We start from the raw sequence: 24,730 nt of genomic DNA on the forward strand, positions 1-24,730 counted from the left end.
TATGATAACCAATGGGATAAAGTGAATCCCTATCGTTTAAAACAATATGTTTGAGAGTATATGTATAAAAGAAAAGAGAAAAAATATGAATAAAACATTTGTAAAAGGAGCAGCGATTTTAACAATTACAACTTTTTTGTCAAAATTGCTTGGTAGTTTTTTTCAAATTCCATTACAAAATATTGCAGGAGATGAAGTGCTCGGTATTTTCCGTCTTGTTTTTCCTGTATATATGATTGCTCTTACATTATCGGTAGCCGGAGTTCCACTTGCAATTTCGAAACTAATTGCAGAGTTGAACGAAAAAAATAAGCAAAAGGAAATTGCGAAATTATTTACATCAGCGTCAATTATAGGAATAGCATTTGGCGTTTTCGGCTGTTTAGTCATTGTATTATTTTCTATTGAAATTGCAAATATGCTTGGTGGACAAGAAACTAGAATGCCGTTGCTTATTACTTCATTAGCATTACTCATTGCTCCATACATGGCAGTTTATAGAGGGTATTTTCAAGGTTTCGGTGATATGAAACCAACAGGGGTATCACAGGTCATTGAGCAATTTGTACGTGTGTTTTTTATGTTAATAATTGCTTACATACTAGTATCATGGGATAAGAGTAATACTGTTATTACTAGTGGTGCGATGGTTGGCTCTTTTCTTGGAGTCATTAGTTCGCTTATATATTTGCGTATAAAATATAATAGAAGTCCATACTACAATAAAAGCAATTCCTATTCACTCCGAGATTTAAGAGAAAACGGCAAAAAGATATTGAGGGTATCGATCCCAATCGCTATCGGAGCTTTATCAATGCCACTTTTAAATTTAGTAGACTCGCTTACAATACCGCATGTATTACAAGGATCATCAACAGAAATTCAAGAACAATTTGGAATATACAGTCGCGGTTTTGCATTCACGCAAATAATTGTTATTTTTGCAAGTGCAATTGTATTTCCGTTAATACCACTCTTAACTTCCGCATTGGCCAAAAGAGATATAAATTTGGCGAAAATAACAATTCAAAATACAAATCGACTAGCGCATGTTTTGACAGCGCCGTTAACAATATGGTTGATGGCATTAACAGTACCGTTAAATGTCGGATTGTTCACAGACGTAAAAGGCAGTAGTATGTTAACAGTTATGATTGGCAGTTCGTATTTTACTGCGGTTATGGTATTATCAATAGGTGTTTTACAGGGCATTAACCGTTCTGCACAAGCTGCATGGATAGTTATTGGTGCGAGTTGTGTGAAAGTCGTGTTAAACATAATGTTTGTGCAGAAGTTTGGCATAGATGGAGCGGCGTATAGTACATTCATTACTTACGTATTGATTTGTATTGTAAATCATTTGTATATTCGAAGCTATATTGCCTATTCTATTCATTTAAAAAGTTTTTTTGGTGTGCTAGCAATAGCATCTATTTTAGGACTAGGATTGTATGAACTATTTAATGTGATAGATGTTACATCTTCAAGAATTATGACGTTATTATTCAGTGGTATAGCATTAAGCATTACAACCATTTTGTATGGTGTATGTGCTTTGAAATTAAAATGGATATCAATAAAAAAAATACCATTTTTGAAAAGATAAATATAAAAATTTAATTTTTTATTAAAATTCATATGAGCTGATAAAGAGGAAACTATGTAGGGTATTAAGTGTTTAGGTAAGGAATGGGTACCAGTTTATGTTAGATGAAATAAACGGTTACCTAGTTTTGGAGGAGATTTAGGGTGCGTTTAGTCTTATCAGGATATTATGGTTTTTATAATGTTGGAGACGAGGCGATTCTACAATCAATTATTGAATCGTTAAGTAAAGAGAACCCGGATATAGAACTAGTAGTACTATCAAATGATTCTAAATATACAAAGGATATGTATGGTGTAGAATCGGTAGATCGCTGGGATATAAAAGCTGTTTATCATGCGATCAAAAACAGTGATGGAGTTATTAGTGGTGGCGGGAGCCTTCTTCAAGATCAGACAAGTACGAAGAGTATTCTATATTATACGGGTATTATGGGACTCGCTCGATTATTAAAAAAGCCGTATTATATTTATTCACAAGGAATAGGTCCAATTACAAAAGGATATAATCGTCTATTAGTAAAATGGAACTTGTCAAAAGCTTCCTATGTATCAGTTCGAGATGAGGATTCGTTTTTATATTTAAAAGGACTTGGCATAAAAAACGATATTGAAATTGTTCCAGACCCTGTTTTAACATGGAAACGGACAAAACAATCGGATTGGTTGCAAAAACATTCGATACATGGAAAAGTAATCGCGGTTAGTGTGCGTTATTGGAATGCAAAAGAAGATTATATAAAAAAATTAGCTGCGGCATTAAAAAAATTAAAGCAAGAAGGATACCAAATTCTATTTGTTCCAATGCATGAGCCATTTGATCAAAAAGCTTCGCGTGAAGTAGTAGACTTAATGGGAGAAGAGACGTATATGCTTCCATATAAAATGGATATCGACGAGAAAATATTCATTTTATCACAATGTTCATTACTAATTGGCATGCGTCTTCATGCACTAGTTTTTTCTGCTGTAGCCAAAACTCCAATGGTCGGGATTTCATACGATCCGAAAATTGATTCGTTTTTAAGTCAAGTGAATCAGCCAGTTATAGGAAGTGTGGATGGCGAATGGAGTGCTGAATATTTATATGAAATTGCGAAAAAGCAATTAATGCAACAAGGAACTGTGCAGCAAGAGTTACAATTGACAATAGATGAGCTTCGGTTGCAAGGCAAACAGGCAACAAAGAAACTCATTGATCATATGGAAAAAGGCACTTTATTAAGAAAGTAAAGTGTCTTTTATTTTGTTTTGAATGTAATGAAAATTCTAATTAAAAAACGTTTTATTTTAATTCCTATTTATTATGCTAAAATGATTGTGAGTATTATATAATCAAATTTGTGATAATAAATTCGTAGATTACGAGGAGGATAACCTTGAAGACTTTTTCAAAAGGTATAACAGCAGTGGCATTAACGGGATCATTACTTTTAACTCCTATTTCAAGTTATGCGGCAAATGATGATATTACAGGACATATGTTTGAGACGCATATGCGCTCACTTATTACTAAAGGAGTTTTAATGGGGTATGGAGACAATGTATATGCGCCTGATAAATTAGTAACAAGAGCAGAGTTTGCTACATTCATAGCAAGGGCTTTAAATTTACCGAAAGCTGATTCGAATTTTGAGGATGTGCCGAAGACTTACGGTTTATATGATGGTGTAAGTAGAGCATATGGAGCGAAAATTATTAATGGTCGTACGAACGAGACATTCTCACCAAATGATGTGATTACACGTGAAGAAATGTCGATAATGGTAAAGCGAGCGTTAGACTATAAAAATATTAAAGTAGCTGTAAGTCCGCTTACCTTTACTGATAAAGATAGTATTAACTATAAAGAGCATGTGCAAGTTATGGTGGCTACTCAAATTATTAAAGGGTATCCAGAAGATAATACATTTAGACCACATTTATCAGCTACAAGAGGGATGGCTTCAGCTATGTTGGATCGTATGCTTCAGACGATTGAAAAAAACGGAAATAGCAATCCTGTAGAAACTAAGAAATATGTTGTGACAAATGTAAGAGAAAACGGAACAGAGCAAGAAGTAGAGCGCTATAATACGTATAAAGAAGCGGTTACGGCTGCTCAAAATAAAGGTATGAATGCGGTAAAATACGAGAACGAATTTTTATGGATTAAAGATGGTTTTGCAAGTGCGAAAAGAATAACTGGGCAAAACATCATTAATATTTATGATGAGAATTTGTCAACAGTATATACGTATATTCAGTATGGAACAGAATTGAAAGTGTTAGAAGTTGGCGAAGATCGTGTGAAAGTTCAACTTTCTGGTTTGACAGGTTATGTGAAGAAGAATGAAATCACTTTAATTCCTACAAATGAAATGAAACAGTCGTCTTATTATGTGAAATCAGATGGATATTTATACCATAAATATTATACATATAATACAAGTTCACCTGGATATACAGAATTTAGATATGGTGTGGCACCTTCTTTCATGAAGCAAGGACAGCAAATGTATAGTGTAGATGGAAAGACATTTGGAGACGAAACTTTCTATCAATATTTCAATTATTTATCATTACGTTCGAAAACAGATTATACAGCTGAACAACTAGATAGTTATGTGAAATCGATTAAGCCAGACTCTCCATTAATTGGTTTAGGAAAGAAATTTAAAGAAGTAGAAAGCAAGTATAATGTAAATGCATTATTCTTATATTCATTAGCAATTCATGAAAGTTATTATGGAACAAGCGCTCTTGCAAAAGACAAAAATAATTTATTTGGTTTAAAAGCAACAGACGATAGTCCATATGGTAACGGGGAAGCATTTAATTCAAAAGAAGATTGTATTGAACATGCAGCAAAATTATACATGAATGAAGGATATTTAAATCCAGGACATTGGCGTTATACAGCAACATATACAGGTGATAAAGCTGCTGGTTTAAATGCAAAATATGCATCTGATGCGAACTGGGGTAAAAAAGTAGCGGGGCACATGAACCGTTTTGATTCTTATTTGGGTAAAAAAGAATACAACAAGTATAAACTTGCACGTGTGATGAATAACGTGGAAGTGAAAAAGAATCCTAGTATATCAAATGAGCGACTGTATCGTTTAAATACAAATGCAGTTGTCACAGTTACTGGTGAAGAAATAATAAATGGAAAAGCGTGGGTTAAAGTTATTTCAGATAACCCTACTGTAACAGAAGCGTATATCGCAAAAGAAAGCTTAGAGTACGTAAAACATTAATTAAATAAAAAAGAAGGTGCTACTAATATTTCGTAGCACCTTCTTTTTATCCCGCATTAACGGGCAGTAATCCCCCACCTCAAAATTCAGTGGAAGCAAGGAAGTTAGGTGGGGGATGAACTGCCCGTAAAAGCCCGATTGGTTCAACTAATAATCAGTGGGGGATGAACAAAACCCCCACTGATTAAAGTTTCACTTTATTCAATTTCAAAATCAACAATGATATAAGCGAGAATAACAATGAAGAAAATACTAACGGCTGGCGCTGTTAATACGTGGCCAGACATAAAGCCAATGCCAAGTGATAGAATGAGTGTGCTCGCTAATAGCATATACTTTACGGTCATAATTTTCTTAAAGTTTGTGATCATGCGGATGAATAATTTAATACCAAAGTATAGAAGTGGTATTAAGTAAATAAGGAAACCGACAATTCCAAAGGCGAAAAATAGGTCATGGAAGTCCATTTCAATTAATTTAATTTTATCTGTGTAGTTACCAGCGTAACCCATTCCGAATAGTTTTTGTGAAAGCGGTGCGTCTTTATAGTACTGTTTGTATGTTTTTAAGAATTTGTCGCGATCACTGTAAATCAAACTTTTCATTTCAGAATCTGTAAGTTCACCTTTTGCATGTTTTTTTGCATCTTCTGGATCTTCTTTAATTACTTTTCCTTCTTTTCGATCTTTTTCTTCTTGTACTGATTTTTTGTATTCGTATATTTGCATGTGAATGCCCATATTTTTTGCGATAGGAGTATGCGGTGTAAGAGCAATTAAACCTCCTAGTATAACTGCGGCAACAACGGTATTTACAATATGTGTGAATCCTTTTCCTTCTTTTTTACGATTTATCATATATTCAATGAATGAGAAGAAAAGTGCTACGCCTAATGTAATAACAATTGCGCCATATCCGACTTTCGTTCCGACCATAATACTTGCATACATCGCAAGTATTGTTGGAATCCAGTAATATATTTTCGAGAAAGAAGTTGTTTTATGAATCGAATATAAGACAATGATTGGGAACATAATGGCGAAAAGAGAACTTAAATCATTTCCAGCGAAGAACCAACCTCTTGAACCGATTTTTGAATGAGGATAGCTTGGGAAATCCGTTCCAGTTTGCATTGCGACAATCATTGTGATGCTTAAAATTAAAGTTGCATATAAGAAATATGTAATGATTTTATGAAATACATACTCTTTATTTTTTAGCTCTTTAAAGGCGATAATATATCCAAACAGTAGCACAATTGGATATATGCTCTTTAAAATGAATTTAACTTCTTCTCCAAATGAAAATGGAGATTTAACCATCATATTATTTACAAGACCGATTGCGAGTGCGATTCCGAGTAAACATAAATAGAGGATGTACTTTTTCGCATCTTGTTGTTTGTGATGAAGAAGTAGGTATCCTAATGCAAGAAGCATAAAGGCGAAACGGACTACAACTCCAACTGTTGCGCTCATGTGTAGTATATAGATTGAAAAAGATGTTAATAAATCTAAAATTGGTTGAAACACAATGAATAGCAATAGGAAATGTGGGAAGTAGTTATCCGTTTGTTTCAACTTATTAACCATATGTTCCTCCAGTTCTTCATTCCTTTATTACAACACCCAAAAGATGGGTATAAAGCCTTTTTTACATAGTAAGGCGAATGAATTTCAATATTTGTTTTTTTATCAAACTTAAGAATACACCATTTCATTGTAATGGTAAATAGATGAAAAGCATGGATAAACCGACTTTAATTTCTATATTTTTCAACGGAATTGTATGTTTTATACGGTATATGTACAAATTGCGAGATTATTAGACAGAAAATTGAGAAAAAAGAAGGATTTTTCAATGGTTCTCTATAATTATATAAGTATAATCTTTATGGAGAAAAGAGGGGTATATATAATGGAAATAACAAGTAAAACAGAATCTGTCGTTGTGAAATATGAAGGCCACGTTGCAACGGTTATGGTCAATCGCCCAGAGGTGTTAAATGCGTTAGATGAGCCGACATTAAAAGAGTTATTACAAAAGTTGAAAGAAGTAGCGGAAAGTTCTGCGCATATCGTTGTGTTATGCGGGAACGGCCGTGGTTTTTCTGCGGGTGGGGATATTAAATCGATGCTTTCAAGTAATGATGAAAGTAAGTTTGATGGCATTATGAATACTATTTCTGAAGTTGTCGTGACGTTATATACGATGCCAAAGCTTGTTATTAGTGCAATTCATGGACCAACTGCAGGTCTTGGGTTAAGTATTGCGTTAACAGCTGATTATGTAATGGCGGATATATCATCTGTTATTGCGATGAACTTTATTGGAATCGCTTTAATTCCAGATGGAGGCGGTCATTTCTTCCTTCAAAAGCGCGTCGGTGAAAATATGACGAAGCAAATTATTTGGGAAGGCAAGAAATTATCGGCGAGCGAAGCGCTTGATATCGGCTTAATTGATGAAGTAATCGGCGAAGATTTCCAAACGGCTGTGAAGCAAAAAATTAATGAATGGTCACAAAAACCGATTAAAGCAATGATTCAAACGAAGCAAATTTTATGTGAAGTAAATCGCTCTAATTTAGAGCAAACATTGCAATTAGAGAAGCGTGGTCAATATGCAATGAGACAAACAGCGGATCATAAAGAAGGAATTGCTGCGTTTTTAGAGAAACGTTTACCAGCATTTAAAGGGGAATAAAGTGAAGTGAGGATTTTGTCCATTCCTCACTGATTATTAGCTCGTTAATTCGGGATAAAGGGGAGAAAGTGCTAACACATTTTAGTATAATTGTGTTAGCACTTTTTTTAAGGAGTAATACATGAAGAAAATGATCGGTGTTATCACTATTATTTTGCTTACATATTCTGCTTTGCATAGTACACCATCTTTGGCAGTTCGGACTGCGTTGTTTTTTGAGGGACATCCAAGTGTTGCATTTTCTGACGGGGTGACGAAAGAAAAAGATGTGAAAAAAGAAGCGATTCCAGATGAGTATCAAACTCTATATGGTAAGGACGAAGACTTAGAGCACTATTTCTTTCCACATGTAAGAGCACATGGATCAGGAATTGATATGTTAAGTGCGTGCGTGAAGAAAAAATGGTTTTTCTATAAAGCAGAGCTCGGATGTTATTAAATATAGGAGGATGAATGATGTCAGCATATAACAAGTTAGTAAGAGATCGTGTTCCAGAGAAGATTTTAATGTCTGGAAAAACGTATACAGCACAAAAATTAACAGGTCAAGCATACATACAAGCTTTAGCGAAAATTGGAACAGAAGAAATTCGTGAATTTGCTTCTATGAAAGAACGCGAACATGCGCTAGATTCTCTTGCGGATGCGCTAGAAGTTATCATTTCATTAGCACGTGCAGAAGGTGCATCGATTGAAGATGTGGAACGCCTTCGTAAGAAAAAAGAAGTAGAGCGCGGTGGATTTGAAAGAGGTATTTATTTATTAGACGTTTCAGAAGAATAGTTTTATAGGAAAAGCATAGCGTTAATGAGTAACGCTATGCTTTTTTGTTGCAATGAAGCTAATAATGAAGAAGATAGCTGTTAATATCCAGCCGATTGTAATAGAAGTAGTAGTATGAATGGCATAAGAGATTTGTAAACAAAATAATGATGCTAAAAACCAAATGAGTGCAATGTGTATATATTTTTTTGATATATTCATATTTCAGGACTCCTTTTGTATACTAAAAAGAATTTTACTACAATTTAGAAAATTAAGCTATATAAGTAGAGGTTTTCTGGCGAATTTTGTATACTGAATAGTAGAGAAAATGAGGAGGAAACGACAATGGCACATCATACGAAAGAAACGATGGAACTGATTAAGGAGCTTGTCTCTATTCCGAGTCCATCTGGAAATACAGCAAAAATTATTAATTTCATTGAAAACTATGTCAGTGAGTGGAACGTAGAAACGAAGCGTAACAATAAAGGCGCTCTTATTTTAACGGTAAAAGGGAAGAATGATGCGCAGCACCGCTTATTAACGGCACACGTTGATACGTTAGGTGCGATGGTGAAAGAAATTAAGCCTGATGGTCGCCTGAGTCTTTCTATGATTGGTGGATTTCGCTGGAACTCTGTAGAAGGGGAATATTGCGAAATTGAAACATCAAGTGGCAAGACGTATACAGGAACGATTTTAATGCATCAAACATCTGTACATGTATATAAAGATGCAGGTGAAGCAAAACGCGATGAGAAAAATATTGAAGTTCGTATTGATGAGCGCGTATTTTCAGCTGATGAAGTACGCGAATTAGGAATTGAAGTAGGAGACTTCGTTTCATTTGATCCGCGCGTTCAAATTACAGAGAGTGGATACATAAAATCACGTCATTTAGATGACAAAGTAAGTGTTGCGATTTTATTAAAATTAATTAAAAGATTACAAGATGAAAACGTAACATTACCATATACGACGCATTTCTTAATTTCTAATAATGAAGAGATTGGATACGGTGGTAATTCTAACATTCCAGAAGAAACTGTTGAATACTTAGCAGTTGATATGGGAGCGTTAGGTGATGGACAAACATCTGATGAATATACAGTATCTATTTGTGCAAAAGACTCTAGCGGCCCGTATCATTACGCACTGCGTAAACATTTAGTAGAGCTTGCGAAAACGAATCATATTGAATATAAAGTAGATATCTATCCATACTACGGATCTGATGCATCAGCTGCGATTCGCGCGGGATTTGATGTGAAACATGCTTTAATTGGAGCGGGTATTGATTCTTCTCACGCATTTGAACGTACACATGAAAGTTCTATTGCGCATACAGAAGCATTAGTGTATGCATATGTAATGTCTAATTTAATTGAAGAATAATTTCATAGATAATAGAGAGCTGATAAAAAATAATATTTTTAATCAGCTTTTTATTTGGCGAAGCGATTAGGAGACATGTCCTAATCGTTTTTTTTATCCTGCTATTTGTGGGTTGATTAAAGTTTTATTTTATATACATTCATTATAAGTTATATATATGCGATTTTTGTTATAAGGCCGGAAACGTATTTACTATAGATATATAATGTTATACACTATGAAAGGAATTAATTAATAGTTAATATTTTTTAGTTAGCTTGAATAAAAAAATTGTATGAATATGAAGTTTTGAGAGGAGATTTATTTTTCATGAAGTACAAAGCAATAGCCGCAGGTTTATTAGCAGCAAATTTACTAGCACATCCAATTAGTAGTTTAGCAGAAACGAAGAAATTTCCTGATGTTTCAGATAGTGCGTGGTCGAAAGACGCAATTTATTATTTAGTAGAGAGAAATGTAATTAACGGTATGCCAGATGGTAACTTTATGCCATACGGAAATTTAACACGTGCCCAGGCAGCAAAGATTATCGCAACAGCAATTGGTGCTAAAGTAGATCCGAATGCAAAGCCGTCTTATAATGATGCAAAAAATAATTGGGCAGCTTCATTTATTGCAGCCATGGAAAAAGAGAATATTATTAAAGGGCGAGAACCAGGAGTATTTGATCCTGAAGGAAAAGTAACCCGTGCTGAAATGGCAGCTATGCTTGTAAGAGCATATAATCTGAAAAGCAAAGCAACAGGACCAGTTCCTACAAAATTCGCTGATTTAGAGAATCATTGGGGTAAAGAAGAAGTTAATATTTTAGTAGAATTAAAACTTTCTTTAGGTACAGAGAATGGCTGGAAACCGAATGATTCTATTACGCGTGAACAAGCAGCTCAGCTTACTGCGCAAACAGATAAATTTAGCAAGAATAGTGATCGTCCAGTAGAAACAAAGAAAATGTACATAGATAGAAAATTCATTACATATCACGCACCATCATTAAGTTCTGGGATTAGTGCGAATCAGCATAACCCACAAACGGTTGAAATTAAAGAAGAACGAGATGGATGGATCAAAATTGCAACAAGTAACGGTGATAAATGGACACCTTTAGTAGAGAAAACAGAAGTTATTAATGAAGGATTCACTACTTATGCAGAAGCTTCTTCTTCATCAAAAGTAATGGGAACACATAACGCACAGCAAGTAACTGTTATTGAAGAGAACGGCAGCTGGATTCGTATCCGCATGGGCGCTGGTTTCCAATGGGTTAATAAAAATCAATTAAATCCAGTGAAGCAAGGGAATTTCTTAGAAGGAAAAGCGATTATTATTGATCCAGGTCATGGTGGAGCAGATTCAGGTAATCCAGGTTATTATGAGAAAGAAAGTGAAACTGTATTAGATGTATCATTACGATTACAGAAAATATTTGAGAAAAAGACACCATTTACTGTGTTATTCACTCGTACAGATGATACACGTCCAGGAACAAGTGCTTCTGATTCTTTAAAGAAACGTGTAGAATTTGCTCAAAAAAATAATGGGGATATTTTTGTAAGTATTCATGGTAATGGCACGGAAGAGAAAAATGGACAAGGTACAGAAACATTCTACTATGAATCAGCGACAGCAAGAGGAACAAATCCTAACGTATCAGAAAGTCGTTTACTAGCAGAAAAAATTCAAGAGCGTCTTGTAGATGCACTGGGAACAAAAGATCGTGGTGTGAAAAAAGGCGATTTATACGTAATTAGAGAAAATACAATGCCAGCTGTATTAGCAGAATTAGCATTTGTAGATAATAAAAGTGATGCAGATAAAATAGCTACACCAGCGCAAAGACAAAATGCAGCGGAAGCTATTTATCAAGGTATTTTAGATTACTATGAAGAAATGGGTAACAACGTGTCTTCTTTCCGTTAATAAATAATAAGAGATTGCCATTGGCAGTCTCTTTTATTTATTAACGTTTCTCTTTATTTCCGGCATATGATATCATTTAATTTTATATACAAAAAAGTATTTGAGTAATTGTAATCATAACAATTTTAAACGATAGAGGATGATAATAGATTGAATAATCATAGTAAAACACCTGCCTGTATATATACGTATGCATTTCGTGAGGAGGAGCGTGCTTTATGTTACTTGGAAATGCGCTCGTTCTTTGGAATGGAGTCGCACGTTAATATTTTAAAAAGTGATGTAAAAATTGACCCGAGTAGAAGTGCGTTTATGAAAGAGCGCGTTGAGGTTATGTATGAAGGGGACGACTTAAAAAGCATTTTAAAACAAGTGGAACAAATTGATTTAGCGGGGGCGTCGTTTAAAGTTATCTTCGTTAAAATCAATGACCTCGTTGGAGAAAATAAAATTGAATATGGAGAAAGACGTCTTATTGAACGAGACCTTGGCATGCATATTGAAGGAGAAGCGGATGTTCGTAATCCAGAGCGTGTATTCGGGATTGTTCCTCTTGGAGGACGCTGGTACTTCGGGCACTATGTAGAAAGCGAACCAGTTTGGTATCATCACATAAAAAAACCGCATAGTTATTCGACATCACTTAGCACACGTGTTGCGAGATCGGTTGCAAATATCGCTGTACCAAATCCAGAGGGAGTACGAGCAATTGACCCGTGCTGCGGTATTGGAACAGTAGTAGTAGAAGCACTTTCTATGGGGATTAACATCGTTGGTAGAGATATAAATCCACTTGTAGTTCTTGGAACAAGAAAAAATATCGCACATTTCGGATTTGAAGGAACAGTCACAAAAGGACCAATCGAGGAAATTACTGAGAACTACGACGTTGCCATTATCGATATGCCGTACGACCTATTTACGCATGCCACACCAGAAGACCAGCTCTCCATTCTTTCAAGTGCACGCCGCATCGCTAAAAAGGTAGTCGTTGTAACGATGGAGACAATGGACGACATGATCCATGAAGCAGGATTTGAAATTACAGATCGCTGTATTACAAGAAAAGGATCATTTACTAGACAAATTCTTGTTTGTGAATAGAAAGAGAAAGGTCACCCGTTTGGGTGACCTTTTTAGTGTAGTTTGATGTGTGATTGATTGGCAGTTTGCAGGTGGCGATAAGTTGATATTGTGATAGGAGTCTATTACTGTTCTTTTAATTTTTCTTGTTGTGCGATGAGTAAATTGCGTAATATGTGTCCGCGGTAACTTTCTAGTTTTCGACCTTCATGATAGCGCACGCCTAATTTTTTAAGTTCAGCTACGTACCAGCCCTTTGTTCCGTAATACATGGGATCACTTCCTTTTTGCTTTTGAACAGTATATGTTGGGGGGCGAAGTAACTTTACATTGAAAATAATAAGACTGGTTGTATCAAGGGGGCCCCCATAACATAGCCTCTGGACAGTGTATAAAAAAATAGACAGTAGTGTATGTTTTTCTAAAAAATGCATACAAATTTATACCCTATGCGTTGGCATGATATTTGCAATGAAAAGAGTATCAACGTATAGGGGAGAGATCGAAATGAAGGTTAGTAAAATATATACAACGATTGATGCACACGTAGCTGGGGAGCCGCTTCGAATTATTACGGGCGGAGTGCCAGAAATAAAAGGAGAAACGCAGCTGGAAAGACGCGCCTACTGTATGGAACATTTGGATTACCTTCGTGAATTTCTTATGTATGAACCGAGAGGGCATCACGGAATGTACGGTTGTATCATTACACCGCCAGCAAGTGCCCACGCTGATTTTGGTGTTTTATTTATGCACAATGAAGGATGGAGTACGATGTGTGGTCACGGTATTATCGCTGTTATTACAGTTGGAATTGAAACAGGCATGTTTGAAGTGAAGGGGGAAAAACAAAAGTTCATTATTGATAGCCCGGCTGGGGAAGTCATTGCGTATGCAAAATATAACGGGAGTGAAGTAGAATCTGTATCATTTGAAAATGTCCCTTCCTTTGTATACAAAAAGGACGTTCCTATTAAAATAGATAACTATGAATTTCAAGTAGATATCGCGTTTGGAGGAGCATTTTACGCTGTTGTAGACTGTAAAGAATTTGGTTTGAAAGTTGATTTCAAAGATTTATCTGCTATTCAAATGTGGGGCGGTAAAATTAAACATTATATAGAGAGCAAAATGGAAGTGAAACATCCACTTGAAGAAGGATTGAAAGGAATATACGGCGTTATCTTTTCAGATGAACCGAAAGACAAAGGTGCTACGCTACGAAATGTAACGATTTTTGCTGATGGGCAAGTAGACCGTTCTCCTTGCGGTACAGGAACTTCCGCGAGAATCGCAACTCTTTTTGAAAAAGCTACCTTGCAAAAAGGAGAAGTATTCATCCATGAATGCATTACTGATGGGAAATTCCAGGGAGAAGTATTATCCGTAACCGCAGTAGATACATATGAAGCTGTCGTTCCAAAAGTAACGGGGAATGCCTTTATTACAGGATTTCATCAGTTCGTTGTAGATCCGAGAGATGATTTGAATCGAGGATTTTTGTTAGGATAAGGGGAGGGGGTGGAAAGATATGCTAGTCATAAGCGCGAACGAACAAAGAAACTTAGTAAATATGAATGAAGTTATTGAATACGCGGCGCTTGCTTTAAAAGAATTTTCCGCAGAAAGAACGATTACACCAATAAGGGGCTCATTACCATTTGCGAACGAGCAAAATACGGCATTAATTATGCCTTCAGTAGCGGAAGGGCTTGAGGCGCTTGGAGTAAAAATAGTAACGGTAGTCCCGCAAAATAAACAGATAGGAAAGAAAACGATCAACGGGATTGTGATGCTATCAGACTTTCAAACGGGAGAACCGCTCGCACTTTTAGAAGGATCGTACTTAACGATGATCCGAACAGGCGCCTTATCAGGAGTAGCGACAAAATATTTAGCTCGTCATAACGCAAAAACTTTATGCATTATCGGAACGGGTGAACAAGCGAAGGGAATGGCCGAAGCAATATTTGCGGTTAGAGATATCGAAAAAGTCATCTTATACAATCGAACAGAAGAAAAAGCGTATGCATTTGCGCAATATATACAAGAGAAATTTGGAAAACCAGCTTACGTTTACAGGGATCCAAATGAAGCAATACGTGAAGCAGACATTATCGTCACAACTACGAATGCATCCACACCAGTCTTCTCAGAAACACTACAAAAAGGCGTCCACGTAAACGCCGTCGGCTCATTCAGACCGAGCATGCAAGAACTACCCTCACACGCCATCACAAGCGCAAACAAAGTAGTAGTCGAATCAAAAGAAGCAGCACTAGACGAAACAGGAGACCTTCAAGTTCCGATAAAAGAAGGTCTATTCAAAGCAAACGCCATTCACGCTGAACTTGGTCAAATTATAAGTGGAGAAAAAGCTGGCCGCGAAAATGATGAAGAGATTACTATTTTCAAATCAGTTGGTTTGGCGGTAGTAGATATTATCGTTGCGAAGTATTTGTATGAGAAAGCGGTGGAGCAAGGAGTAGGGAATAAGATTGAGTTTTGAGACTGCCTTTTGGTGGTCTTTTTTGTTGATGTGGAATGATTCAACTAAGGAATAGTGTTTCAAATTAGCGATTAAAAAAATTAATGAAGGGCTAATTAACTGAATGTTCGATGTTATATATGCTTCGTTTTAATGTAATAATCTTCCTGGTAAGACTCCAAGTCTATGAGAAAAAGTTAATGCTAATATATTTTCCTAATTTAAGAATAATCTTCATTATAGTGAAATGTTCTTGTTAAATGAAGGTTGCTTTCTCGTATCTGTTAGGTAATGAGACAAAATCTTCTTCTCATAAACTAAAGGAAAAACATTGAGAGGGGGAGGAATATGAAGGGGGTAATTAGAAGCATTAATATTAAGGGAATCGTACCAATTTATGTAGAAAGTGTTTCTGAAACAGTAAAGAGTAGGATGATAAATTGTATAAAAAATGGAGAAGGGGTGTCTATTCTTCCTAAAGTAGAGCAATCTCCCGATGGAAATAAGTATTATTTAATATCAGGATATATAGTGTATGAGGCTTATAAGAGTGCGGGGAAAAGTTATATTGATTGTCTTGTCAGCACACTTTCTAATGAAACTGAGTAAACAGTTTTATTATTACAAAGCATGTTTCAAGTAGCCGGAGTGAATTGGATGGATAAATCTATTTTGATTTTTCAATTATTAGAAAAGGGATTAGATATAGATAAGATTGCAAGACGAGTAGGGGTGAAAAAACAAGATTTAGAGAGATATTTGATTCATTCAGAAATTCCACCTGAAATAGCAAATAAAGCTTATGATTTACAATGTATACCACTTGTGGATAAAGTAAGGCGTTTAGGTGTTACGTATAGCTTAAAGTATCGTCTTTATGAAAAAGCGGTGTTAAATAAAAGGGGCTCAGAAAGGTTAACTCATGATAAGTTAGAGAAAATAAAATGGTTGTTAAATGCCACTAGATTTGATGAACTTTACGATATAGAGCTACAGTGGGAGCATATGCTAGAAATGATGAATTATAAGGAGTTATTAATAAATCAGTTTCAGTCGAAAATTGAAAGGCAATTATCCCAGTGGGGTAATACTTCGGATGATGATTTTCCAAGGGTACCAAATTAGATAAAGGCATATTTTTAAAGGGGGCAGACCCCTCCCCCTTTGAATTATTCTATATGTAATTATAGGTGCAGTTCAAATTTTTCTCCGCTTTATTTACCATTCACGCCATTCTTCTGTTATATCTTCCTCGGATTCTAAGCCAGCTATTCGTGCTGCTGTATCGATAAATTCATAGAGATCTTCTCTTTCCATTGTTTCGATAAAATGGTCATGTTCGATATTTAATTCATTTAATTTAATAACTACCTCTTTAACAACTTGCATTACTTCGACTTCGGTTGGATTCTCTCCTAATCGCTGTAAATTGTTAATGTAAGTGTCAAGAACTGTATTTGTTGCACTTATATTTTCTTCAGTAAAAAATTCCCCATCTTCATCATACTCAACCCATGAGGTTGTTGGTTTGTTTTTTTTCAATTCATCAAATGTCATGATAACCTCCTAAATGTGTATTTTGTCTTTAATTTCATTCTACATTTTCGATCATATAAAGCAATCATTTTAGAGGGATTTTCTGTAAGTTGATAGTTTTTTAACTCATTTTATGAGGCTACTTATTCGTGGTCTTTTTATTTTCTCCTCCGCATAAATATAGTTTATCGCAAGAATGCATTAATAGATTACAAACTTTCTACCTTTGCGAAAAAGTTTGACAATACATACCGGTAGTGGTAATTTAAAACCTATAAGAAAACTCGGTATTAATTCCGAGTTTTCTTATAGGTGTAAATAGTCGAGAGGGGTCGAAATATGAAGAAGAAGTTGTTTGTATTACCATTTGTCCTACTATTATTTATTGCATTAGCTGCTTGTTCAGGGGAAAAAGATTCGAAGCAAGCGAGCACTAGTAAATCAGGGACTCCGAAAGGCGGAGGGGCGTTAACGATTGGTGTTAGCGATAATCCAGATACGATGAATCCGCTTTATGCGAATGATCGTGTGTCATTAACTGTGCAGCAAGCTTTATATGCGCCGCTATATCATATGGAAGACGGTAAGAAAAAGTTTGTTCTTGCTGAGAGCTTTACGCCTTCAGAAGATCAATTAACTTGGACACTGAAGTTAAAAGATAATTTGAAATGGCATGATGGTAAGAAAATTACATCAGACGATATAGCATTTACATTCCAATCTATTTTAGATGAGAAGCAAAATAGCTCAAGTCGTGAAAACTTTATTTTTAAAGGAAAGCCGCTTGAGGTGAAAAAGGTAGATGAGTTAACAACTCAATTCGTTTTACCACAAGTAAGCGCATCTTTCGAAGGTGTGATGAATGATTTCTTCCCAATTCCGAAACATGTATTTGAAGGGGAAGCAGATTTAGCGAAGAGTAAGAAAAACTTACAACCTGTAGGGTCAGGTCCGTTTAAGTTTAAAGAATATAAATCAGATGAGTACGTTGCATTAGATCGATTCGATGATTATGTAGGTGGGAAAGCTAAATTAGACTCTATCGTATACCGAGTTGTAAAAGACCGTAATACAGCAAATGTTTCACTGCAAAATGGTCAAATCAACATGAAGATGATTGAGCCGCAAGACTTTAAGAAATTAGATAGCACTGGGAACTTCTCAATGGTGACATTCCCTGAAGGTAGATTATTCTACTTATCTTATAACATGAATACTGATCTTATGAAGAAAAAAGAAGTGCGTCAAGCAATTGCGCATGCGTTAGATAAAAAAGAAATGATTAACTCAGCATTCGTTTCAGGTGAATTTGCAGAACCAGCAAATTCAATCTTAACGCCAGACGCTATGTATTATGCGAAAGATATTAAAGACTATAAGTATGATAAAAAAGAAGCGAAAGATTTATTAGCAAAAGCTGGCGTGAAAGATAAAGAAAAAGTACGTGTGATGTATGTAACGAATAATAAAATTATGGAAAGCTTAGCGTTATATACACAACAAAAATTAAAAGAAGTTGGCTTAGAAGTTGAACTAAATGCATTAGATGCTAGTGCGGCAAGCGAAAAAGGCTTAGATAAAGAGAATAAAGAATATGATATTACATTTGGTGGTTACATAATGGGACCTGAGCCAGATTCATATAAGAGCTTATTCTTAAGCAATGCTGAATACAATTATGCACGATATAAAAACGCTGATTTCGATAAGTTATGGGAAGAAGCTGCAGTTGAAACAGATAAAACAAAACGCGCAGAGCTATACCATAAAATTCAAGAGACAGCTAGAGAAGACGTACCTTATCTACCAATCGCGTATCCGAAAGCAGTTATTGCAGTAGATAAAAAGTTTGATGGATTAAAAGAAGCAAAAGCAATTCCTGTCACAATGTTTGAAGATCTATCTAAGATTTATGAAGTGAAATAAGAAACAATAAAGAAGCTGGTGGAAATCAGCTTCTTTAGCTTGAGGGGGGAAGTTTGTGTATAAAGTAATTGCGAAGAGGCTTTTAAATGCAATTCCGCTTTTATTTGTTATTTCTATTATTTCTTTTCTATTAATAAAACTAGCACCGGGGGATCCGGTTCGAAACTTTGTCACGCCAAACATGAGTCCAATTGATGTGGAGCGTATTCGCAAAAGTTTAGGACTAGATCAACCAATTTACGTGCAGTATTTTTTATGGTTAAAAAACATTTTAACAGGAAACTTTGGTTACTCACTTCAAAATCATCGTCCTGTTTTGGAACTTATCACAGAAAGATTACCTGCAACAATTGGATTAATGGGATCATCTTTACTCGTCTCATTCGTAATTGCAATACCACTTGGACTATTTACAGGTGTGAAAAAGAATTCATTCTTTGACCGCATTGTAAACTTTATTTCATACGTTGGTATTTCTATGCCGGTTTTCTGGTTTGCACTACTATTAGTCTACTTATTCTCTTTAAAATTGAACCTACTTCCGAGTATGGGTATGCGCACCGTAGGTAAAGATTCTGTCTGGGATATTGTGCAACACGGCATTTTACCTTGCATGGTGCTAGCGTTCCAAAACGTATCTGTTTATATGAGATATATTCGTTCAAGTACGATTCAGCAATTAGAAGAAGAATATGTACAAATTCAATATGCGTACGGTGCTTCGAAGAAAACGGTTTTATTTAATCACGTACTTCGAAATGTATTAATACCAATAATTACAATTTTTGGATTATCGATTCCAAGTTTAGTAGGCGGAGCGTTTATTACGGAAACAGTATTCTCATGGCCAGGACTTGGTTCACTTGGGGTAAATGCTATTTTTAGATTTGATTATCCGATTATCATGGCAATTACATTACTATCATCATTCATGTTAATTCTCGGTAACTTAATTGCTGATATTTTATATGGCGTAGTAGATCCGCGCATTCGAATGAGGGGGTGATTTGGAATGAATAATAGGAGATTTCAAACGATAAAACATAGCTTTACGAAAAATAAGTTTGTTGCAATGGGAGTTATTATACTTGCGGTTTTAACGGTCGCATCAATTTTCGCATTCGTATCGCCGTACGATCCTAGCAAAATGTCAATTCCAGATCGCTTACAAGAACCAAGTATGAGTCATCCTTTCGGAACGGATGATTACGGAAGGGATTACTTAACGAGAGCGTTATATGGCGGACGAGTTTCACTTGCGGTCGGTTTTCTTGCGATGGTTGTTTCTATTACAATCGGTACCGCAGTTGGAACAATTAGCGGATATTTTGGCGGAAAGTTAGACAACTTTTTAATGAGGGTTGTTGAGGTACTTATGTCAATTCCATCATTCTTTTTAATGCTACTATTAAATGCGTATTTAAAACCAGGAATTACGACGTTGGTTCTTATTATCGGATTACTAACATGGATGGACACCGCGCGCATTGTAAGGGCAGAAACGTTATCTGTAAAAGAGCGTGAGTACGTTTTATACGCAAAAGTATCAGGACAAAAATCACTTATGATTATTGTAAGACATATCATTCCTAACATTTTATCAACCATTATTATCGCCGCGACATTAACGATTGCGACATCGATTTTAATGGAATCATCACTTAGCTTCTTAGGTTTAGGTATTAGGGAACCAGATTCTTCTTGGGGCAGCATGCTAAACAATGCGCAAGGATATATTGGTGAAGCTTGGTATTTAACACTCTTCCCAGGATTCCTTATCCTTTTAACGGTACTTAGTTTTAACGTAATTGGTGAAGCATTGAAGAAAGCTTTCGCACCAAAAGGAGCCGGACATGAAAACTAAAGTGTTAAGTGAAAGGAGTGAGAAGCGTGTCTGAAAAACTACTAGAAGTGAAAAATTTAAAGACTTCTTTTTTCATAGAAAGTGGCGAAGTTGAAGCGGTTCGCGGCGTTACATTTCGCTTAAATAAAGGAGAAGTAGTCGGTATCGTTGGGGAATCTGGAAGCGGAAAGAGTGTAATGGCGAAGTCTGTTATGTCTCTCGTTACGTCACCAGGAAAAGTGAAAGAAGGGGAAATCCTTTTTCATAATGAAAACATACTTTCTAAATCCGAAAAAGAATTACGTTCTATTAGAGGAAATCAAATTTCACTTATCTCTCAAGACCCAATGTCAGCGCTGAATCCGGTCGTGAAAATTGGGAAACAAATGATGGAAGTAATTATACGTCATCAAAAAGTGAAAAAGAAAGAAGCAGAGCAAATCGCGATTAACTTGTTAAAACAAGTCGGCCTTTCGTCGCCAGAAGAAAGGGTAAAACAATATCCGCATGAACTAAGCGGTGGTATGAAGCAGCGAGTTATGATCGCAATGGCGATGTCTTGCAACCCTGACCTTCTTATTGCGGACGAGCCGACGACTGCACTCGATGTAACGATACAAGCACAAATACTAGATTTAATGAAAAACTTAAAGAACGAAACGAATATGGCGTTACTTCTTATTACGCATGACTTAGGAATTGTCGCGCAAAACTGTACGCGCGTCATCGTTATGTATGGCGGGCTTATTATGGAAGAAGGACCTGTACTTGATATTTTCCAATCGCCGAATCATCCATATACGAAAGGGCTATTAAACTCTCTGCCAAAAATATCGAACGGTGTAAAAGAAAGACTCGCTCCTATTCAAGGTGTAACACCAAACTTATTAAATCCGCCACAAGGTTGCCCATTCGCAGAGCGTTGCCCGCATGCGATGGACATTTGTGAAAAAGAACGTCCGCCATATTTTGAAATCGGAAACGAAAGACGTTCCATGTGTTGGTTAAACGATAAGACAGTAGGTGATTCACATGCATGAAGAAAACTTAATTGAAGTTCGGAACTTAAAAAAGTATTTTCCTATTAAAAAAGGACTATTTGGCAGGAAAACAGAGCAATTAAAAGCAGTCGATGACTTAAGCTTCACTATTAAAAAGGGTGAAACATTCGGGTTAGTAGGAGAATCTGGCTGCGGAAAATCAACGACAGGAAGAAGTATCATTCGCTTACACGATGTCACTTCAGGTAACGTTTTATTTGACGGAAAAGATATCGCAAGTTTAAAGGAAAGTGAACTAAAAGAATATCGAAAAAGAATGCAAATTATTTTCCAAGATCCATACGCATCATTAAACCCGGCAATGAATGTATTCCAAATTATTAGCGAGCCAATGAACATTCACGGATCTTACGAAAAAGAAGAACAAAAAGAAATCATTTTAGACCTTCTGAAAAAGGTAGGATTAAAAGAAGAACACTTATATCGCTACCCGCACGAATTTAGTGGAGGCCAGCGCCAGCGCATTAGCATCGCGCGCGCACTATCTGTAAAACCAGACTTTATCCTATGTGACGAACCAATCTCAGCACTCGATGTCTCAGTCCAAGCACAAGTCGTAAACATGCTGCAAGATATCCAAGAAGAAACAGGCGTCACATATTTATTCATCGCGCATGACCTATCCATGGTAAGACACATATCAGACCGAATCGGAGTCATGTACCTAGGAAACATAGTAGAAATTGCCGATAGTGAAGACCTATACACAAAACCGGCACATCCATACACACAAGCACTACTCTCATCTATGCCAGAACCAGATCCAACAAACACTGGCAAAGAACGGATCATCCTAGAGGGAGAAGTACCAAGCCCACTAAACTCACCATCCGGCTGCAAATTCAGAACGCGCTGCAAATTCGCTACTGAAAAATGCGCGCAGGAAGTACCAAAAATGGTGGAGATTGCGAAGGGGCATGAGGTGGCTTGTCATTTGTTTTAGAGTGGGGAAAGCATCGGGGGGACCTGGTGCTTTTTTTCTTTGTAGGTGAATGTGATGTGGGATTGGTTGTTAGTTTAGGAGATAACGCGCTCGAAATTTGTCGATAAATCGATATGTTGTGTCGAAACGTTGATATATTCGGAGTTACGATCGATATAATCGTTGATATATTTTTTTAAAGAGTGGGATTGGTTGTAGATTAATGTAGAAATTTAATGTTTTCGAAAAAAAGAATTGACTTCTATATTAGTTGTAACTAAAATAGTTACATAAAGATGTAATCAATTTAGTTACAACTAATATCTGCTAAAAATATGATTTATATATTTAATTAAGGATGGTGGTCCATACGTTGCCACCCGGTGTAGAAAGTTACTAACACATTCAAATCAATGCATATTCTAAGCTTTAGTATTTTCTGTTACGGGGCAATAAGGTGCAACGTTATCTTTTGTTAAAAACCTTGGTGGATCTTTCTTTGGAAATATTAGTTTTGGGGAAATATAGTAAGGTATCTAAAAAAGAACAAGGTATAAAAAGATGTACTTATATAAACCCAAAATTTAGTTGAGCTGGATAATAAAAAAAAGGTAGGAGATTTAAATGGAGACGAAACAAGATAACCTTATTTACGTATGGGATGCATATTGTGGATGGTGCTATGGTTTTTCAGAAAGTATTAAAGGATTTTACAAAAACCACACTGAAGTGCCATTAACGGTTTTATGTGGAGGGTTATTTTTAGATAATTTACCAATGAAAAACTTCTCATATATAGAAGAAGGAAATAAAAGAATTAATCAACTTACAGGTGCTGAATTTGGTCCTTCATATCAAAAATTGGTGGAGGAAGGGACTTTTAAAATGAATTCGAAAGATGCTGCAATTGGCTTTTCAGCTTTACGCTCATTAGCGCCAGACCGTTTATTAGAATTCACTTCGGCTATGCAAAAAGCGTTTTATTATGAGGGCCAAAGTCTGAGTGATCCTGAAACATATCGCAAGATTGCAATCGAGCATGGTTTGGACCCTGAACAAGTATTAGAACGTTTAAACGCTCAAGAAACAATAATAGATGTCCAAAATGATTTCAATAAAGTTCGACAGCTTGGTGTTAATAGCTATCCTTCCTTACTTTTACAAAAGGATAATCAAATTATTCCTATTGGTGGTGGCGTAATGACGCCGGATAAAATTGAAGCGCGTTTTAAAAATTTATATTAAGAAAATTTAGGATATAGTAGCAAACATGTTATCTTAGGCCACCTGACATTCATCTCCGGAATATTCGCCAGTACTATTACACTTTCAGATAAATGGGAGTGGGAGATTTTATCGGAACAAGATAAAAATATGATAATTAGTTAATAACTTTAACAAAAGGAGAATAACATACTATGTTTAAAACAATCGATACAAATCAACAAGATGTGAAATTAACGGTGTTTAGTTCGGATGAAAAAAGCTTTATGGTCACAGCAACATTAGTTGAGAAAGCAGGACATGCATTTTTAATAAACTCAAAATTTACTCAATCTGATTCGAAAGAAATTGTTGAGTATCTGAAAAAAAACAACTTATCTCTAGATAAAATCTTTATTATTCATGGGGATCCAGACTACTACTTTGGATTAGAGAGCATTAAAGCCGTTTACCCAGAAGCTATAGCGTATGCTACAGAGTCTACTTTTGAACATATCGTTCATTCTGTCTTAGGGAAATTAAAAGTTTGGAAAGACGCCCTTGGAGAAAATGCGCCAAGTAACGTGGTATTACCTCAAGTGTTTAAAGAAAAAGCGATTGATTTTCAGGGGTTAACATTTGAACTAGTAGGCTTAGATCATTACAGAACTAGCTTATTTAATAAAGAGCTGAAAGTATTAATTGGTGGTATTGATGTATTTAACGAAATACATGTATTCTTAGCGGATACTAGCTCAAAAGCCGCGATGGAGGCGTGGATTGAGAACTTGAAAGTGTTACAAGCATTACATGCTGACATAATTGTACCTAGCCATGGATCAATCGAAAAATCCCTAAATAATCAAGCACTTACTGCGACAATGGATTATCTAAGAACTGCGGTTCAAGCTTCTGAGGAAAGTGGAACTTCAAAAGATTTTGTGGCAAAACTTGAAGCAGCATATCCAGACTATGCAAATAAAGGTGTATTAGAATTAAGTGCAAAAGTTGTAACAAAAGAAATGCCTTGGGGTTAAT

Annotated in this window: 24 protein-coding genes; 20 read left to right on the plus strand and 4 right to left on the minus strand. The window is 35.8% G+C overall.

Going from position 1 to position 24,730, the window contains the following annotated elements; all coding sequences use genetic code 11:
* The first annotated feature begins 85 nt into the window (after window positions 1–85).
* The 3 genes from QCI81_RS18875 to QCI81_RS18885 all read left to right on the plus strand — a co-directional run bounded on the left by QCI81_RS18875 (window position 86) and on the right by QCI81_RS18885 (window position 4,847).
* Window positions 86–1,606: a putative polysaccharide biosynthesis protein gene (locus QCI81_RS18875; protein ID WP_001044014.1), complete on the plus strand. Its 1,521-nt coding sequence runs from the start codon at window positions 86–88 to the stop codon at window positions 1,604–1,606.
* Between the two features lie 143 nt (window positions 1,607–1,749).
* Entirely contained in the window at window positions 1,750–2,838 is a 1,089-nt protein-coding gene (gene csaB / locus QCI81_RS18880) for a polysaccharide pyruvyl transferase CsaB (protein WP_071731832.1), read from the plus strand.
* A 146-nt stretch (window positions 2,839–2,984) separates the two neighbouring features.
* The gene (locus tag QCI81_RS18885; protein WP_000847495.1) at window positions 2,985–4,847 is read left to right on the plus strand and encodes an S-layer homology domain-containing protein; all 1,863 of its coding nucleotides are present in this window, start codon (window positions 2,985–2,987) and stop codon (window positions 4,845–4,847) included.
* Window positions 4,848–5,044: 197 nt separating this feature from the next.
* Here QCI81_RS18885 and QCI81_RS18890 read toward each other — a convergent pair whose 3' ends face one another.
* Window positions 5,045–6,439, minus strand: a complete 1,395-nt coding sequence (locus QCI81_RS18890; protein ID WP_000247522.1) for an O-antigen ligase family protein — start codon at window positions 6,437–6,439, stop codon at window positions 5,045–5,047.
* A 301-nt stretch (window positions 6,440–6,740) separates the two neighbouring features.
* Here QCI81_RS18890 and QCI81_RS18895 point away from each other — a divergent pair, with 301 nt between their 5' ends.
* The 3 genes from QCI81_RS18895 to QCI81_RS18905 all read left to right on the plus strand — a co-directional run bounded on the left by QCI81_RS18895 (window position 6,741) and on the right by QCI81_RS18905 (window position 8,336).
* A complete protein-coding gene (locus QCI81_RS18895; RefSeq protein ID WP_003269647.1) occupies window positions 6,741–7,553 on the plus strand; it encodes an enoyl-CoA hydratase in 813 nt (270 codons plus the stop codon).
* A gap of 121 nt (window positions 7,554–7,674) precedes the next feature.
* Entirely contained in the window at window positions 7,675–7,992 is a 318-nt protein-coding gene (locus tag QCI81_RS18900) for a hypothetical protein (protein ID WP_000738198.1), read from the plus strand.
* Between the two features lie 17 nt (window positions 7,993–8,009).
* Entirely contained in the window at window positions 8,010–8,336 is a 327-nt protein-coding gene (locus QCI81_RS18905; protein ID WP_001277348.1) for a nucleoside triphosphate pyrophosphohydrolase, read from the plus strand.
* A 21-nt stretch (window positions 8,337–8,357) separates the two neighbouring features.
* On the opposite strand, the gene QCI81_RS18910 is transcribed toward QCI81_RS18905, so the two are convergent.
* Window positions 8,358–8,537: a hypothetical protein gene (locus QCI81_RS18910; protein WP_001027083.1), complete on the minus strand. Its 180-nt coding sequence runs from the start codon at window positions 8,535–8,537 to the stop codon at window positions 8,358–8,360.
* A gap of 126 nt (window positions 8,538–8,663) precedes the next feature.
* Here QCI81_RS18910 and QCI81_RS18915 point away from each other — a divergent pair, with 126 nt between their 5' ends.
* The 3 genes from QCI81_RS18915 to QCI81_RS18925 all read left to right on the plus strand — a co-directional run bounded on the left by QCI81_RS18915 (window position 8,664) and on the right by QCI81_RS18925 (window position 12,734).
* A complete protein-coding gene (locus QCI81_RS18915; RefSeq protein ID WP_000930086.1) occupies window positions 8,664–9,713 on the plus strand; it encodes a M42 family metallopeptidase in 1,050 nt (349 codons plus the stop codon).
* 309 nt (window positions 9,714–10,022) lie between these two features.
* Complete coding sequence (locus QCI81_RS18920) at window positions 10,023–11,630, plus strand: N-acetylmuramoyl-L-alanine amidase (protein ID WP_353810867.1); 1,608 nt, start codon at window positions 10,023–10,025, stop codon at window positions 11,628–11,630.
* A 150-nt stretch (window positions 11,631–11,780) separates the two neighbouring features.
* Complete coding sequence (locus QCI81_RS18925) at window positions 11,781–12,734, plus strand: TRM11 family SAM-dependent methyltransferase (RefSeq protein ID WP_001059324.1); 954 nt, start codon at window positions 11,781–11,783, stop codon at window positions 12,732–12,734.
* A 104-nt stretch (window positions 12,735–12,838) separates the two neighbouring features.
* Here QCI81_RS18925 and QCI81_RS18930 read toward each other — a convergent pair whose 3' ends face one another.
* Window positions 12,839–13,114: a YflJ family protein gene (locus QCI81_RS18930; protein ID WP_115609907.1), complete on the minus strand. Its 276-nt coding sequence runs from the start codon at window positions 13,112–13,114 to the stop codon at window positions 12,839–12,841.
* 106 nt (window positions 13,115–13,220) lie between these two features.
* Here QCI81_RS18930 and QCI81_RS18935 point away from each other — a divergent pair, with 106 nt between their 5' ends.
* The 4 genes from QCI81_RS18935 (at window position 13,221) to QCI81_RS18950 (ending at window position 16,326) form a co-directional block, all read left to right on the plus strand.
* Window positions 13,221–14,225: a proline racemase family protein gene (locus QCI81_RS18935; protein ID WP_000868674.1), complete on the plus strand. Its 1,005-nt coding sequence runs from the start codon at window positions 13,221–13,223 to the stop codon at window positions 14,223–14,225.
* 19 nt (window positions 14,226–14,244) lie between these two features.
* Window positions 14,245–15,222, plus strand: a complete 978-nt coding sequence (locus QCI81_RS18940) for an ornithine cyclodeaminase family protein (protein WP_071731833.1) — start codon at window positions 14,245–14,247, stop codon at window positions 15,220–15,222.
* A 327-nt stretch (window positions 15,223–15,549) separates the two neighbouring features.
* Window positions 15,550–15,810: a hypothetical protein gene (locus QCI81_RS18945; RefSeq protein ID WP_257206264.1), complete on the plus strand. Its 261-nt coding sequence runs from the start codon at window positions 15,550–15,552 to the stop codon at window positions 15,808–15,810.
* A gap of 21 nt (window positions 15,811–15,831) precedes the next feature.
* Entirely contained in the window at window positions 15,832–16,326 is a 495-nt protein-coding gene (locus QCI81_RS18950) for a hypothetical protein (RefSeq protein ID WP_353810868.1), read from the plus strand.
* Window positions 16,327–16,419: 93 nt separating this feature from the next.
* On the opposite strand, the gene QCI81_RS18955 is transcribed toward QCI81_RS18950, so the two are convergent.
* Window positions 16,420–16,758, minus strand: coding sequence for a hypothetical protein (locus tag QCI81_RS18955; RefSeq protein WP_000141782.1), 339 nt, complete (start codon window positions 16,756–16,758; stop codon window positions 16,420–16,422).
* A gap of 318 nt (window positions 16,759–17,076) precedes the next feature.
* Between QCI81_RS18955 and QCI81_RS18960 the strand changes: the two genes are divergently transcribed.
* The 7 genes from QCI81_RS18960 to QCI81_RS18990 all read left to right on the plus strand — a co-directional run bounded on the left by QCI81_RS18960 (window position 17,077) and on the right by QCI81_RS18990 (window position 24,729).
* Window positions 17,077–18,663 carry an ABC transporter substrate-binding protein gene (locus QCI81_RS18960; protein WP_071731834.1) on the plus strand — a complete coding sequence of 529 codons (1,587 nt, stop codon included), beginning with the start codon at window positions 17,077–17,079 and terminating at the stop codon, window positions 18,661–18,663.
* A 55-nt stretch (window positions 18,664–18,718) separates the two neighbouring features.
* Entirely contained in the window at window positions 18,719–19,669 is a 951-nt protein-coding gene (locus QCI81_RS18965; protein WP_000278778.1) for an ABC transporter permease, read from the plus strand.
* Window positions 19,670–19,675: 6 nt separating this feature from the next.
* On the plus strand, window positions 19,676–20,527 hold the full coding sequence (locus tag QCI81_RS18970; RefSeq protein ID WP_001065285.1) for an ABC transporter permease: 852 nt from the start codon (window positions 19,676–19,678) through the stop codon (window positions 20,525–20,527).
* 26 nt (window positions 20,528–20,553) lie between these two features.
* The gene (locus tag QCI81_RS18975; protein WP_071731835.1) at window positions 20,554–21,546 is read left to right on the plus strand and encodes an ABC transporter ATP-binding protein; all 993 of its coding nucleotides are present in this window, start codon (window positions 20,554–20,556) and stop codon (window positions 21,544–21,546) included.
* Window positions 21,539–22,510, plus strand: coding sequence for an ABC transporter ATP-binding protein (locus QCI81_RS18980; protein ID WP_000544135.1), 972 nt, complete (start codon window positions 21,539–21,541; stop codon window positions 22,508–22,510). Before QCI81_RS18975 ends, QCI81_RS18980 begins: the two co-directional genes overlap by 8 nt.
* A gap of 603 nt (window positions 22,511–23,113) precedes the next feature.
* Window positions 23,114–23,734 (plus strand): DsbA family protein, encoded by a 621-nt coding sequence (locus QCI81_RS18985; protein WP_000448622.1) that lies wholly within the window; start codon window positions 23,114–23,116, stop codon window positions 23,732–23,734.
* A 173-nt stretch (window positions 23,735–23,907) separates the two neighbouring features.
* Window positions 23,908–24,729, plus strand: a complete 822-nt coding sequence (locus QCI81_RS18990; RefSeq protein ID WP_071731836.1) for an MBL fold metallo-hydrolase — start codon at window positions 23,908–23,910, stop codon at window positions 24,727–24,729.
* Window position 24,730: the final 1 nt, after the last annotated feature.

Origin of the sequence: Bacillus cereus group sp. MG20 (genome assembly GCF_040459885.1) — a bacterium.
Taxonomy (GTDB): domain Bacteria; phylum Bacillota; class Bacilli; order Bacillales; family Bacillaceae_G; genus Bacillus_A; species Bacillus_A cereus.

Coding starts and splice junctions, on each gene's coding strand:
- QCI81_RS18945 (WP_257206264.1), top strand. CDS start 15,550: ATGAAGGGGGTAATTAGAAGCATTAATATTAAGGGAATCGTACCAATT.
- QCI81_RS18905 (WP_001277348.1), top strand. CDS start 8,010: ATGTCAGCATATAACAAGTTAGTAAGAGATCGTGTTCCAGAGAAGATT.
- QCI81_RS18950 (WP_353810868.1), top strand. CDS start 15,832: ATGTTTCAAGTAGCCGGAGTGAATTGGATGGATAAATCTATTTTGATT.
- QCI81_RS18955 (WP_000141782.1), bottom strand. CDS start 16,758: ATGACATTTGATGAATTGAAAAAAAACAAACCAACAACCTCATGGGTT.
- QCI81_RS18940 (WP_071731833.1), top strand. CDS start 14,245: ATGCTAGTCATAAGCGCGAACGAACAAAGAAACTTAGTAAATATGAAT.
- QCI81_RS18910 (WP_001027083.1), bottom strand. CDS start 8,537: ATGAATATATCAAAAAAATATATACACATTGCACTCATTTGGTTTTTA.
- QCI81_RS18970 (WP_001065285.1), top strand. CDS start 19,676: ATGAATAATAGGAGATTTCAAACGATAAAACATAGCTTTACGAAAAAT.
- QCI81_RS18990 (WP_071731836.1), top strand. CDS start 23,908: ATGTTTAAAACAATCGATACAAATCAACAAGATGTGAAATTAACGGTG.
- QCI81_RS18890 (WP_000247522.1), bottom strand. CDS start 6,439: ATGGTTAATAAGTTGAAACAAACGGATAACTACTTCCCACATTTCCTA.
- QCI81_RS18875 (WP_001044014.1), top strand. CDS start 86: ATGAATAAAACATTTGTAAAAGGAGCAGCGATTTTAACAATTACAACT.
- QCI81_RS18935 (WP_000868674.1), top strand. CDS start 13,221: ATGAAGGTTAGTAAAATATATACAACGATTGATGCACACGTAGCTGGG.
- QCI81_RS18900 (WP_000738198.1), top strand. CDS start 7,675: ATGAAGAAAATGATCGGTGTTATCACTATTATTTTGCTTACATATTCT.
- QCI81_RS18985 (WP_000448622.1), top strand. CDS start 23,114: ATGGAGACGAAACAAGATAACCTTATTTACGTATGGGATGCATATTGT.
- QCI81_RS18915 (WP_000930086.1), top strand. CDS start 8,664: ATGGCACATCATACGAAAGAAACGATGGAACTGATTAAGGAGCTTGTC.
- QCI81_RS18960 (WP_071731834.1), top strand. CDS start 17,077: ATGAAGAAGAAGTTGTTTGTATTACCATTTGTCCTACTATTATTTATT.
- QCI81_RS18920 (WP_353810867.1), top strand. CDS start 10,023: ATGAAGTACAAAGCAATAGCCGCAGGTTTATTAGCAGCAAATTTACTA.
- QCI81_RS18980 (WP_000544135.1), top strand. CDS start 21,539: ATGCATGAAGAAAACTTAATTGAAGTTCGGAACTTAAAAAAGTATTTT.
- QCI81_RS18895 (WP_003269647.1), top strand. CDS start 6,741: ATGGAGAAAAGAGGGGTATATATAATGGAAATAACAAGTAAAACAGAA.